This window comes from Oerskovia douganii (genome assembly GCF_015142735.1).
GTDB lineage: Bacteria > Actinomycetota > Actinomycetes > Actinomycetales > Cellulomonadaceae > Oerskovia > Oerskovia douganii.
Genome location: NZ_JACSPN010000030.1, coordinates 33915 through 47186, shown reverse-complemented (window position 1 = coordinate 47186; position 13272 = coordinate 33915). Strand labels below are relative to the sequence as shown.

Below are 13272 nucleotides of genomic sequence, written 5' to 3'. Positions count from 1 at the left end.
ACACCCAACGTCGCCACCAAGCCCTCGGCGGGCAACCCCCGATCAGCCGGCTGTAACCAACCTCCTGGCCGGGTACATCTAGGCGTTCTGGCTCGTGACCTCGGTGACGCCCGGAGGGTGGTCACGATGCCGGGGCACGGTCCCGAGGGTGGTGCGTGGCCAACGGGACACGCGACGATCTTGTCAGGGACGTCCGGTGACGATCCTGCCCTCGGTGAGCTCAAGGCGCTGAGGGTGCGGGGTGCTGGCGAGCGCTTCCTCCAGCTGTGTCCAGACGAGGGCGCTGGCGAGCCACTCCCTGGTCCTGCCCGGCCAGACGACGTGCAGGTCGTCGACGTCCAGCGAGTCGGCGTAGCGGTCGAGCGACCCCTGGTCCAGGTGAAGCTCGACGCTGGATCGTTCGCCTTCCCACGTATCGATCACGAGGCCGAACGAGGTCGCCCGGACGGCGCACCCCTGGCTGCGCGACCACGTCTGCGCCAGCTGATCGAGCGACCACACATGTCCTCCTGCTCGTCGTGGGGTGCGACCGGGTACGACGCGTCGCCGGCGGAACGATACGTCGTGGCGACCGACACGACCTCGCGGACCGCGCCGCGGGCTCGACCCGCTCGCCGTGCCCGACGACGGCCCGCGCCCCCCGGGCCGGGGGGCGGGCCGTCGTCGGTGGAGGCTACGCGAGCGGGCCGCCCGTGCCGTCGTCGCGGCGCTTGAGGTAGCGCTCGAACTCGCGCGCGATGGCCTCGCCGCTCGCCTCGGGCAGCTCGGCCGTGTCCTTGGCCTCCTCGAGCTGGTGCACGTACTCCGCGATCTCCTCGTCCTCCGCGGCGAGCTCGTCGACGCCGTGCTGCCACGCCTCGGCCTCCTCGGGGAGGTCGCCCAGGGGGATCGGGTCCGACAGCAGCTCCTCGACCCGCGACAGGATCGCGATCGTCGCCTTGGGGGAGGGCGGGTTCGCGACGTAGTGCGGCACCGCGGCCCACAACGACACGGACTGCATGCCACGCTCGGCAGCCGCGTGCTGCAGGACGCCGACGATCCCCGTCGGCCCCTCGTACGCGTTCGGCTCGACGTCGAGCACGGCGCGCAGGCCCGCGCTCTCCGACGTGGCCGTCATGGGGATGGGCCGGGTGTGCGGGACGTCGGCCAGCAGCGCGCCGAGCGTCACGACCGTGGTCACTCCCTCGCGCTCGGCGAGGTCGAGCAGCTCACGGCAGTAGCGGCGCCAGCGCATCGACGGCTCGATCCCGTGGACCAGCAGGACGCGGCGCCCGCTGCCCGGGACGGTCGCGGAGACGACGGTCGTCGCGGGCCACGTGATCTCGCGGCGCCCGTCCTCGTCGGTCCCGACGACGGGCCGGATGACCTGGAAGTCGTGGTACTCCTCGGGGTCCAGCGTGGCAAGGTCCTGGGCGTCCCAGAGGTCGTGCAGGTGCAGGAGGGCGGCGGTCGCGGCGCCGCCCGCGTCGTTCCACCCCTCGAAGGCGGCGAGCATCACGGTCTCGCGGTGCTCGGCGGCTGCTTCCGGGAGAGTCGGCTCGGGCAGGTCGGCCGGGTCGAGCGGTTCCCTGGTCTCGTTCATCGTCCCAGCCTAGGACGCGGCGGGTCCGGCGGCTGACGCGGCAGGCCCGGCGCGTGCGCCACCGGTCACCGCAGGGTGGGCTCCGGGAGTCGCGCACAGGGGCGCGGGCTAGGGTGGCAGGACGGCCACGAACCGTTCCCCGAAGCATGGAGTACCCGTTGAACCCCCTGGAATCACCCGATCTCGCACGCCCCGACGCCGCCTCCCGCGAGGCGCTCGACCTGCCGCAGGCCGTCCTGTGGGACATGGACGGCACGCTCGTCGACACCGAGCCCTACTGGATCGCCGCCGAGCACGAGCTCGTCGAGGCGCACGGCGGGACCTGGTCGCACGAGCAGGCGATGCAGATGGTCGGAAACCCGCTGACCGAGTCGGCCAAGATCCTCCAGGCCGAGGGCGTCGACCTTCCCACCGACCAGATCGTGGACTTCCTCCTCACCCGCGTGAAGGAGCAGGTCCGGGCCGAGGTCCCGTGGCAGCCTGGCGCACGTGAGCTGCTCACCGAGCTGCGCGAGCGCGGCGTGCCGTGCGCGCTCGTCACGATGTCCTACCGCTCGCTCGCCGAGCAGGTGGTCGAGAACGCCCCGCCCGGGGTGTTCGAGACGCTCGTGTGCGGCGACGAGGTCACGCACGGCAAGCCCCACCCCGAGCCGTACCTCGTGGCGGCCCAGCGCCTGGGCGTGGACGTGACGCGGTGCATCGCGGTCGAGGACTCGCCCACGGGCATCGCGTCAGCCCGGGCTGCGGGCGCCACGACGGTCGGCGTCGAGGCGGTCGTGCCCGTGCCGGTCCTGCCGGGCCTGAGCCGCACGCCCTCGCTCGCGCTGCTCGACGTCGACGCCCTGGCCCGCATCCTCGCGGGCGACGTGGTCGACCTCATCGGGGGCTGACACCGGCACAGGAACCCGCAGGCGCCGGGCGCACCGGTGGGGGAGGGGTGCTGTTGCTGCGGCGCGCCACCGATCGTTGGCGCTCCGCAGCAACAGCAGCCACCCCCCGAGAGGGGGCGCCGACCGACGTCCGGGCGGGTCGCAGGGCGGCGCCGCAGGGTGGCCGAGACCAGCGCTCAGGACGCCACGGCCTCCGGTGAGATCCCGAGCGCCAGCTCGACCGCGCCGTCGGGGATCTCCGGCGGCGTCCCGCCGAACTGCGGGCAGATCGCCTGGTGCGCGCACCACCCGCACAGCGGGGTCCTGCGCGGCGTCCACTGCCCGGTGCGCGCCGCGGACGTGATGGCCGACCACAGGTCGCGCACCTGCTCCTCGACCGCGACGAGGTCCGCCTCCTGGGGCTCGGCCCGCAGCACCTGGCCGTCGCCCAGGTAGACGAGCTGGAGCATCTTGGGGATCTCGCCCCGCTCGCGCCACAGCACCAGGCCGTAGAAGCGCATCTGGAACAGGGCCGACCCCTGGTACTGCGGGCGGGGCGACTTGCCCGTCTTGTAGTCCACGACCCGCATCGCGCCGTTCGGGGCGACGTCGAGACGGTCCACGATGCCGCGCAGCAGCGGTCCGTCCTCCAGCTGGGTCTCGACGAACATCTCGCGCTCGGCCGGCTCCAACCTGTTGGGGTCCTCGAGCGTGAAGTAGGTGCCCAGGAGGTCACCGGCCCCGTCGAGCCAGGCCTGCACCCCGCCCGTGCCCGGCCCCTCGGCGCCCGGAGCGTCCCCCGCGAACAGCTCCGCGTACCTCGGCTCGGCCTCCTGCAGCCGCTCCCACTCGCCCGGCAGCATGGCCTGCGCGGCGTCGAGCGTGCGCTCTCCCAGCGGTGCGTCGTACAGGCGCTCGAGGACCGAGTGGACCAGGGTCCCGCGCGCCGCTGCGGAGCTGGGAGGCTCGGGCAGCCGGTCGACCACCCGAAAGCGGAACAGCAGCGGGCACTGCATGAAGTCGTTCGCGCGCGAGGGCGAGAGCGCCGGACGGCGGCGCTCTCGCGGGGCGCGCCCCAGGAGCTCGGCCGTCTCGACCGACTCGAGCGGCTCCGCCGCGGCCGCCGGGCCGCCCGGCACCACGGGCCCGTCTGGAGGGTTGCCGGCGAGGTCGGGGGCGAGAGACGTCATGCGTCGAGCCTACGTGTCGACGCCCACACGTCCGCCACGCTCCACAGCCCAGGTTCGGCACAGGTGCCCGACATAGGGTGTCGACGTGGAGACCACCCCGGCAGCCGCCCGTCGCGCCCCCCGAGACCCGCAGCTCACGAAGGGCTGGATCATCGGGAGGGTGTCGGGCGCCCCCGTCATCCTGACCCCGTCCTGGTTCCTCGCGGCCGCGGTCCTGACCATCCTGTTCGTGCCCACGGTCAACAGCTTCGCGCCCGGCCTGGGCGTGGGCACCTACCTGGTGTCCTTCGTGTTCGTGCTGCTGCTGTTCGTCTCGGTCTTCCTGCACGAGGTCGCGCACGCCGTGGTCGCCAAGTCCCGCGGGCACCAGGTCACGGAGCTCGCCGTGACCCTCTGGGGCGGGCACACCGCGTACTCGGGCACCTCGCGCCGCCCGCTCGACGGCATCCTCGTCTCGGTCGTGGGCCCGCTCACGAACCTGGCGCTCGCGGCCGTGTGCTGGCTCGCGTTCCAGGCGCAGCCGACCATGACGATCCCGGCCCTGCTGCTGTACGCGGCCGCGTTCTCGAACGCGTTCGTGGGCGTCTTCAACCTGCTGCCCGGCCTGCCGCTCGACGGCGGCCAGATCCTCGAGTCCGCGGTCTGGGCCGCGACCGGGTCCCGGACCACGGGCACCATCGTCGCCGGCTGGGTCGGGCGCCTCGTGGCCGTCGGGGTCGTGGCCTGGGCACTCGGGTGGCCGCTGCTCAGCGGCTACGACGTGTCGATGTTCACGGTCGTGTGGGCCGCGCTGATCGGTGCGTTCCTGTGGTCCGGGGCCGGTGCGGCCATCCGGAACGGGCGCACGCGCGAGGCGGTCGCGGGGCTGTCGGTCGCGGCGCTCGCGTACCCGGCCGTGGCGGTGCCCGTGGCGAGCACGGTGTCCGACGCCGTCGCGGCCGCCCAGCGTGCGGGCGCGGCGCACGTCGTGCTCGTCGAGGCCGACGGCCACCCCGTGGCCTACGCCGACCCCGCAGCCGTCTCGGCCGTTCCCCCCGCCCAGGCGCCGCTGACCCCGGTCGGTGCCGTCGCGGTCGGGCTGCCTCCCACCGCGTGGGTCGACGTCCACCTGCGCGGCCAGGCCATGCTCGACGCCGTGGCCGCGGTCACGCGCGACGCCCAGGTGCTCGTCGTGACCGACGGCGGGCGCGTCGTCGGGCTCCTCGACGTCTCGCACGTCGTGGCGGCGCTCAAGGGCGCCCGCGCGCGCTGACGGACCGGACGCGGGTCGCCCGGCCTGTCCGGGCGGGGCGAGCGCCCGGCCCGACTAGGATGGTCGCCCGTGACCCACGACCCCGCGCACGACGCCCCCGCCTCGCCCGTCCCGGCCGACGACCACCCGGCCGAGCCCGCGGCCGAGCCCACGACGCCGGCCCCCGAGGCGACCGGCGCTGCTGCGCGCCGCGGCCCGCTGCGCCTGGGGGACAAGGTCCAGCTGACCGACCCCCGTGGCCGGCTCCACACCATCACGCTCGCGACGGGCGCCACGTTCCACACGCACCGCGGCTACCTCAACCACGAGGACCTCGTAGGGCTGCCCGAGGGGTCGGTCGTGCGCAACACCGCAGGCATCGAGTACCTCGCGCTGCGTCCGCTGCTCGCCGACTACGTGCTGTCGATGCCGCGCGGCGCGGCCGTCGTCTACCCCAAGGACGCCGGCCAGATCGTCGCGATGGCCGACATCTACCCGGGCGCGCGCGTCGTCGAGGCGGGCGTGGGCTCGGGCGCGCTGACCATGTCGCTCCTGCGCGCCGTCGGCGACCAGGGCTCGGTGCACTCGATCGAGCGTCGTGAGGACTTCGCCGCGATCGCCCGCGGCAACGTCGAGCTGTTCTTCGGCGGGGAGCACCCCGCGTGGGAGCTGTCGGTCGGCGACCTGTCCGACGTCCTGCCGCAGGTCGCGGAGAAGGGGTCGATCGACCGGGTCGTGCTCGACATGCTCGCGCCGTGGGAGAACCTCGACGCCGTGGCCGACGCGCTCGCGCCCGGCGGCGTCCTCATCTGCTACGTCGCGACCGCGACCCAGCTCTCGCGCCTCGCGGAGGACCTGCGGGCCGACGGCCGCTACGCCGAGCCCTCGGCGTGGGAGTCCCTCGTCCGCGGCTGGCACCTCGAGGGCCTCGCGGTCCGGCCGCAGCACCGCATGGTCGGGCACACGGGCTTCCTCCTCACGGCGCGTCGTCTCGCGGACGGCACGGCCGCCCCGCTGCGCAAGCGCCGGCCGGCCAAGGGCTCGTACCCCGTGGCCGAGGAGTGGACCCCCGAGGACCTGGGGGAGCGCTCGGTGTCCGACAAGCGCGTGCGCCGCGTGCGCCGCGACGTCGGCCAGGGGCCCCAGCTCGACCCGCGAACGGGGCAGCCGCTCGAGCCCGTCGCCCCCGAGGACGCCGACGCGACGGCGCCGGACACCCAGGACGAATCGGGCACCGCCGCCGACAACGATTGAGGAACGGTCGTCTCATCCCGGGTGCTCCTGCAGCGCTCGCGAGAGACTTGTGCGTAAGGTCGTGCCTCGATCACCGGGGCGCCGGGGATCGGTGACGCGCCGGTGACGGGGTCGACAGCACGACCTCCTGACGGTGCCAGCGAGAGGGAGAAGCCGGATGACCGACACACCTGGACTGACACCTGGACAGAGCCCCAGCCGTGACGCGGAGCGCCAGCAGGCGATCCTGTCCGCCAAGAACGAGCGGCTCGCGGAGGCCCTGCGGGCCGCGCGAGACCAGATCATCGACCTCAAGCGGCAGATCGACGAGCTCGCCAAGCCGCCGGGCACCTACGCGCTCTTCCTCGGCGCACACCCCGACGGCACCGTCGACGTGTCCGCCGCGGGCCGCAAGATGCACGTCGGGGCGAGCCCGGGCCTCGACCTGTCGAGGCTGCAGCCGGGCCAGGAGGTCAAGCTCAACGAGGCCATGACCGTCGTGTCCGCGGGCGGCTACGAGCAGGTCGGCGAGCTCGTGACGGTCAAGGAGCTCCTGGGCTCGGACCGGGCGCTCGTCGTCGGGCGGTCGGACGAGGAGCGGGTCGTGCGGCTCGCGGGCTCGCTCGCCGACTCGCCCCTGCGCGTCGGGGACTCCCTGACGATCGACACCCGCAGCGGGTTCGTGTTCGAGATCGTGCCCAAGTCCGAGGTCGAGGAGCTCGTCCTCGAGGAGGTCCCGGACATCGACTACTCGGACATCGGTGGCCTGGGCCCGCAGATCGAGCAGATCCGCGACGCGGTCGAGCTCCCGTTCAGCCACCCGGACCTGTTCCGCGAGCACGGGCTGCGCCCGCCCAAGGGCGTGCTGCTCTACGGCCCGCCCGGGTGCGGCAAGACGCTCATCGCCAAGGCCGTCGCGAACTCGCTCGCGCACACCGTCGCCAAGGCACGGGCCGCGGCGGGCGAGCTCGCCGGGGAGACGGTCGTCTCCGACCCGCAGGGCGCCAAGAGCTACTTCCTCAACGTCAAGGGTCCCGAGCTCCTCAACAAGTACGTGGGGGAGACCGAGCGTCACATCCGGCTCATCTTTGCGCGTGCCCGGGAGAAGGCCTCGCAGGGCACTCCCGTCGTGGTGTTCTTCGACGAGATGGAGTCCCTGTTCCGCACACGCGGCACCGGGCTGTCCTCGGACGTGGAGACCACGATCGTGCCCCAGCTCCTGAGCGAGATCGACGGCGTCGAGCGCCTCGACAACGTGATCGTCATCGGGGCGTCCAACCGCGAGGACATGATCGACCCCGCGATCCTGCGGCCCGGGCGGCTCGACGTGAAGATCAAGATCGAGCGCCCCGACGCCGAGGGTGCCAAGGAGATCTTCGCGAAGTACCTGACCACGGACCTGCCGATCCACCCCGACGACCTGGCCGAGCACGGCGGCAGCCCGCAGGAGGCCCTCGACGCGATGATCACGAGCGTGGTCGAGCGCATGTACTCCGAGGAGGACGAGAACCAGTTCCTCGAGGTCACGTACGCGAGCGGCGACAAGGAGGTCCTGTACTTCAAGGACTTCAACTCGGGTGCCATGATCCAGAACGTCGTGGACCGGGCCAAGAAGTCCGCGATCAAGGACCTCCTGGCGACCGGGCAGCGCGGCATCCGGGTCGAGCACCTGCTCTCGGCGTGCGTCGACGAGTTCAAGGAGAACGAGGACCTGCCGAACACGACCAACCCCGACGACTGGGCCCGCATCTCCGGCAAGAAGGGCGAGCGCATCGTCTTCATCCGCACGATCGTCCAGAAGAAGGGCGACGGGGCGGGCGGGGTCGCCCGCACGGTCGACACGGTCACGAACACGGGCCAGTACCTGTAGCCGGCACCCGGGCACCACGGGCACCACGGGCACCCGTGCGGCGGTGCGCCCCGCGCCAGGACCGGCCACAGGGCGAGGCCTCCGCTGCGTGGACACGTCGACCCCTGACGGGCGCCCCGGCATAGGGTGGTCCTCGTGACCGTGCGACGCGTGATGGGGATCGAGACCGAGTACGGCGTGCTGCAGCCCGGGCGACCCCTCGCGAACCCGATGCTCATGTCGAGCCAGGTCGTCACGACGTACCGGGCGCTCGCCGCCCGCGCCGACGGTGCCCGCGGCAAGGCCCGGTGGGACTACGACGACGAGGACCCGTTGCAGGACGCCCGGGGGTTCCACCTCCAGCGCGCGGCGGCCCACCCCTCGCTGCTGACGGACGACCCGACCCGGCCGGCGCCGTCGGGCCCCGTGCCCCGGAACCCGGCGAGCGCCGCGTCGTTCCAGGAGGTCGCCCGCCCCACGCACGAGGAGTACGACGACCCGAGCGCGGCGAACGTCATCCTGACCAACGGGGCACGCCTGTACGTCGACCACGCCCACCCCGAGTACTCCTCGCCCGAGGTCACGAACCCGGCCGACGCGGTGTGCTGGGACGTCGCGGGCGAACGCATCATGCTCGCGGCCTCGCGCGAGCTGAGCGCGGTGCCGGGCTCGGAGGTCGTGCTCTACAAGAACAACGTCGACGGCAAGGGCGCGTCCTACGGCACGCACGAGAACTACCTCGTCGAGCGGGAGGTGCCGTTCGGGACGATCGTCGAGCTCCTGACGCCGTTCCTGGTCACGCGCCAGGTCTTCACGGGCTCGGGACGCGTGGGGCTGGGGGCCACGGGCCAGGAGCCCGGGTTCCAGCTCTCGCAGCGCGCGGACTACATGGAGGCCGAGGTCGGCCTCGAGACGACCCTGCGCCGGCCCATCGTCAACACGCGCGACGAGCCCCACGCCGACCGCCAGCGCTGGCGCCGCCTGCACCTGATCATCGGGGACGCGAACCTGTTCGAGGTCGCGACGTACCTCAAGCTCGGGACCACGTCGCTCGTGCTGTTCGTGATCGAGCAGCTCGACGCGCTCGCGTCGGTCGAAGGGCCGACAGGTGCCTCGCTGCGCGCGGAGCTCGCCGGGCTGCGCCTGCACGACCCGGTCGCGGACGTGCAGCGCGTCAGCCGGGACCTCGAGCTCACGGCCCCGCTCCTGCTCGCCGACGGCCGCCGGCTCACGGCCCTGGAGATCCAGCGCGTCTACGCCGACGCGGCGCGCCGCGCGGCCGAGCACCTGGGCACGCTCGACGACGAGACCCGCTCGGTCCTGGACCGCTGGGACTCCGTCCTCGACCGGCTCGGGACGGATCCCGGCTCGTGCGCCAAGGAGGTCGAGTGGGTCGCGAAGCTGCGCCTCCTGGACCGTCTGCGCCGACGCGACCACCTCGACTGGGACCACCCGCGCCTGGCCGCGATGGACCTCCAGTGGTCGGACGTACGCCCTGAGCGCAGCATCTACCACCGGCTGCTCGCCGCGGGGGCCGCCGATCGCGTCGTCGACGAGCGGGCGGTCGCGCAGGCCGTGCACCACGCCCCCGAGGACACGCGCGCGTACTTCCGGGGCGAGGTCATGGCCCGGTTCGGCGACCAGGTCTCGGCCGCGAGCTGGGACTCGGTGATCTTCGACGTCGCGGGCGCCCCGTCGCTCCAGCGCGTGCCCATGCTCGACCCGCTGCGCGGTACGCGGGCGCACATCGGCGCGCTGCTCGACGCGAGCGAGGACGCCGGTGCGCTGCTCGCGGGCCTCTCGGGCGCCCGATGACGGGCCCGGGGCGGCCCGTGCGGCTCGTCGCACCTCGCGAACCGCACGCAAGAGCCTAGGCTTCAAGAAGACGCGGGCCTCGCGCACGGGACCCGTCACGGACCAGCAGGACAGCACGAGACACCCAGGAGGCGAAGATGGCCCAGGAACGCACCAGCGCATCGCACGAGGACCGGCGTCCCGACGACGACGCGGGCGCCCCCGCGCCCGTCGCACCGCAGGCGCAGAGCCGGGACGCCGAGGTCGACTCGCTCCTGGAGGAGATCGACGAGGTGCTCGAGTCCAACGCCGAGTCGTTCGTCCGAGGTTTCGTCCAGAAGGGCGGCGAGTAGCCGGGACCGGCCAGGAGCTGATGACCATGGACTTCTCAGGGCGTCTGCCGCACGCCTTCACCACGCCGGGCTCGTCCTCGTTCGTGGAGTTCCTCGCGAGCCATGCCCCTGACCTCCTGCCGTCGGCGCGAGGCGCGGCCGCGGGCGCCTCGGCCGGTCACGGTGCGGGCGGTGCGCAGCTCGCGCCGCACGCGACGACGATCGTCGCGCTGACCTTCGGGACTCCGGGCGGCCCGGGTGACGTCGGCGTGGTCATGGCGGGAGACCGCCGGGCGACCATGGGGTCGATGATCGCCAACCGGGAGATCGAGAAGGTCTTCCCGGCCGACGAGTTCTCCGCGGTGGGCATCGCCGGTACCGCGGGCATCGCCGTCGAGCTGGTCCGGCTCTTCCAGCTCGAGCTCGAGCACTACGAGAAGATCGAGGGCGCCCTGCTCTCGCTCGACGGCAAGGCGAACCGGCTCTCGACCATGATCCGGCAGAACCTCGGGCTGGCGATGCAGGGGCTGGCCGTGGTGCCGCTGTTCGCGGGCTACGACCTCGACAGCGGGGTCGGTCGGATCTTCTCCTACGACGTCACGGGCGGCCGCTACGAGGAGCGCGACCACCACAGCGTCGGCTCGGGCTCGGTGTTCGCGCGCGGTTCCCTCAAGAAGCGCTGGCACCCGGGGCTCGACGCCCAGGGGGCCGTGCACGTCGCGGTCGAGGCGCTGTACGACGCGGCCGACGACGACTCGGCGACGGGCGGACCGGACTCGGTCCGCCAGATCTGGCCGGTCGTGGCGACGGTCACGGCCGACGGGTACCACCGGGTGCCCGACGACGACCTTGCGACGGTCGCGGCGCAGATCGTCGCCGCTCGGACCGAGCAGGCCGACGACAACCGAGCGGCGCGCGGGAGGCCCGGGCGTCCGGGCGACCGGGCCGTGCCCGCGGACCAGACTCGCGCCATGGGCCGGACCCGCCCCACGGAGCACGGAGGTGACGCGCAGTGAACATGCCGTTCTACGTCTCGCCCGAGCAGCTCATGAAGGACCGGGCGGACTTCGCGCGCAAGGGGATCGGCCGGGGCCGGTCGGTCGTCGTGATCGCCTACGACCAGGGCATCGCGTTCGCGACGCACAACCCGTCGAGGTCGCTCCACAAGATCTCCGAGATCTACGACCGCATCGCGTTCGCCGCGGTCGGCAAGTACAACGAGTTCGAGAACCTGCGCGTCGCAGGCGTCCGGTACGCGGACCTGCGGGGCTACTCGTACGACCGTGCGGACGTCAACGCGCGCGGTCTCGCGAACGCCTACGCCCAGACCCTCGGCACGGTCTTCACGACCGAGTCCAAGCCGCTCGAGGTGGAGCTCGTCGTGGCGGAGGTGGGGCCCAGCCCCGCCCAGGACCAGATCTACCGCCTGTCCTACGACGGGTCGGTGGCCGACGAGACGGGCTTCGTCGTCATGGGAGGTCAGGCCGAGCAGCTCGGTCGCGACCTGGGCGAGGTCTGGCACCCGGGCTTGACGCTGCCGGAGGCGCTGCGTCTGGCGGTCGCGACGCTCGGCGGCGCGGACGCCCACGACGGAGACGCGGCCCAGGGGATCCCGGCCAACCAGCTCGAGGTCGCGGTGCTCGACCGCACCCGTCCCCGCCGCGCGTTCCGCCGCCTGACCGGCGCCGTGCTGGCCGGGCTGCTCGAGGAGATGCCCGAGGAGGCTCCGGATGGACCGTAGGATCTTCGGTCTCGAGACCGAGTACGGCGTGACGTGCGCGTCGGACGACGGGCGGGGACTGTCCGCGGACGAGGTCGCCCGCTACCTCTTCCGCAAGGTCGTGGCCTGGGGGCGCTCGTCGAACGTCTTCCTGCGCAACGGCTCGCGCCTGTACCTCGACGTCGGGTCGCACCCCGAGTACGCGACGGCGGAGTGCGACGACGTCCGCCAGCTCGTGGCGTACGACCGCGGCGGCGAGCGCATCCTGGAGGGCCTCGTGGCCGACGCCCAGGAGCGGCTCGAGCACGAGGGCCTGCCGGGGCGCATCCACCTGTTCAAGAACAACACCGACTCCGCGGGCAACTCCTACGGGTGCCACGAGAACTACCTCGTGCGTCGCCAGGGGGACTTCGCGCGTCTCTCCGACGTGCTGGTGCCGTTCCTCATCACGCGTCAGGTGCTCACGGGGGCCGGGAAGATCCTCGCGACGCCCCGGGGCGCGATCTACGCCCTGTCCCAGCGTGCGGACCACATCTGGGAGGCGGTCTCGAGCGCGACGACCCGCTCGCGCCCCATCATCAACACGCGTGACGAGCCGCACGCCGACGCAGAGCACTACCGGCGCCTGCACGTGATCGTGGGCGACTCGTCGATGGCGGAGACCACGACGATGCTCAAGGTCGGGGCGACCGACCTCATCCTGCGCATGATCGAGGCCGGCGTCCCCCTGCGGGACATGGCCCTCGAGAACCCCATCCGGGCCATCCGCGAGATCAGTCACGACATGACGGGCAAGCACCCGGTGCAGATGGCGAACGGGCGCACCGTGACGGCCGTGGACCTGCAGGGCGAGTACCTCCAGCGGGTCAAGGAGTTCGTCGACGCGAACGAGACCCCCACGCCGGTCGTCAAGCAGGTCCTGGACCTGTGGGAGCGGGGGCTGCGGGCGCTCGAGACCGACGACCTGTCGCTCGTGGACCGCGAGCTCGACTGGGTCATCAAGCTCAAGATCCTGCGGCGGTACCAGGAGAAGCACGGGCTCGAGCTCGACGACCCGCGCATCGCGCGCCTCGACCTGGCGTACCACGACATCTCGCGGACGGACGGCCTGTACAACATGCTCGCGGCGCGCGGCATGGTCGAGCGCATCACGACCGACCTCGAGGTCTTCGAGTCGACGGCGATCCCGCCCCAGACCACCCGGGCCAAGCTGCGGGGGGACTTCGTCCGCAAGGCGCAGGAGGCCAGGCGGGACTACACGGTCGACTGGGTGCATCTCAAGCTCAACGACCAGGCCCAGCGCACGGTGCTGTGCAAGGACCCGTTCCAGAACGTCGACGAGAGGGTCGAGCGGCTCATCGAGTCGATGTGACGGCACGTGCCGGACCCGCCGACGGGCGCGGCCGCGCACCGCGCTCACCGGACGGACGCGCGCCGGGCCGGGGGGGGGGCCCCGGGGGGGGGGGGGGGGG

At 72.8% G+C, this 13272-nt stretch carries 12 protein-coding genes; 9 read left to right on the top strand and 3 right to left on the bottom strand.

Features of this window, described 5'->3' with window-relative positions; translation table 11 throughout:
• Positions 1-183: 183 nt before the first annotated feature.
• Positions 184-501 carry a hypothetical protein gene (locus tag H9623_RS17235; protein WP_193721245.1) on the bottom strand — a complete coding sequence of 106 codons (318 nt, stop codon included), beginning with the start codon at positions 499-501 and terminating at the stop codon, positions 184-186.
• 172 nt (positions 502-673) lie between these two features.
• Positions 674-1582, bottom strand: coding sequence for a PAC2 family protein (locus H9623_RS17230; RefSeq protein ID WP_193721244.1), 909 nt, complete (start codon positions 1580-1582; stop codon positions 674-676).
• Between the two features lie 146 nt (positions 1583-1728).
• Here H9623_RS17230 and H9623_RS17225 point away from each other — a divergent pair, with 146 nt between their 5' ends.
• Positions 1729-2472: an HAD family hydrolase gene (locus H9623_RS17225; protein ID WP_193721243.1), complete on the top strand. Its 744-nt coding sequence runs from the start codon at positions 1729-1731 to the stop codon at positions 2470-2472.
• A 176-nt stretch (positions 2473-2648) separates the two neighbouring features.
• Here the strand turns inward: H9623_RS17225 and H9623_RS17220 are convergent, their stop codons facing one another.
• Complete coding sequence (locus H9623_RS17220; RefSeq protein ID WP_193721242.1) at positions 2649-3641, bottom strand: RecB family exonuclease; 993 nt, start codon at positions 3639-3641, stop codon at positions 2649-2651.
• Positions 3642-3726: 85 nt separating this feature from the next.
• Between H9623_RS17220 and H9623_RS17215 the strand changes: the two genes are divergently transcribed.
• From H9623_RS17215 to pafA, 8 genes are all read left to right on the top strand, one after another.
• The gene (locus H9623_RS17215) at positions 3727-4893 is read left to right on the top strand and encodes a site-2 protease family protein (RefSeq protein WP_321575511.1); all 1167 of its coding nucleotides are present in this window, start codon (positions 3727-3729) and stop codon (positions 4891-4893) included.
• Between the two features lie 198 nt (positions 4894-5091).
• Entirely contained in the window at positions 5092-6126 is a 1035-nt protein-coding gene (locus H9623_RS17210; protein ID WP_227748843.1) for a tRNA (adenine-N1)-methyltransferase, read from the top strand.
• Between the two features lie 157 nt (positions 6127-6283).
• The gene (gene arc, locus H9623_RS17205; protein WP_193721240.1) at positions 6284-7975 is read left to right on the top strand and encodes a proteasome ATPase; all 1692 of its coding nucleotides are present in this window, start codon (positions 6284-6286) and stop codon (positions 7973-7975) included.
• A 153-nt stretch (positions 7976-8128) separates the two neighbouring features.
• The gene (gene dop, locus H9623_RS17200; protein WP_227748842.1) at positions 8129-9769 is read left to right on the top strand and encodes a depupylase/deamidase Dop; all 1641 of its coding nucleotides are present in this window, start codon (positions 8129-8131) and stop codon (positions 9767-9769) included.
• Positions 9770-9906: 137 nt separating this feature from the next.
• Positions 9907-10101, top strand: a complete 195-nt coding sequence (locus H9623_RS17195; RefSeq protein WP_193721239.1) for a ubiquitin-like protein Pup — start codon at positions 9907-9909, stop codon at positions 10099-10101.
• A gap of 20 nt (positions 10102-10121) precedes the next feature.
• Positions 10122-11096 carry a proteasome subunit beta gene (prcB, locus tag H9623_RS17190; protein WP_193721238.1) on the top strand — a complete coding sequence of 325 codons (975 nt, stop codon included), beginning with the start codon at positions 10122-10124 and terminating at the stop codon, positions 11094-11096.
• Complete coding sequence (gene prcA, locus H9623_RS17185) at positions 11093-11821, top strand: proteasome subunit alpha (RefSeq protein WP_193721237.1); 729 nt, start codon at positions 11093-11095, stop codon at positions 11819-11821. Before prcB ends, prcA begins: the two co-directional genes overlap by 4 nt.
• On the top strand, positions 11811-13172 hold the full coding sequence (pafA, locus tag H9623_RS17180) for a Pup--protein ligase (protein WP_193721236.1): 1362 nt from the start codon (positions 11811-11813) through the stop codon (positions 13170-13172). Before prcA ends, pafA begins: the two co-directional genes overlap by 11 nt.
• Positions 13173-13272: the final 100 nt, after the last annotated feature.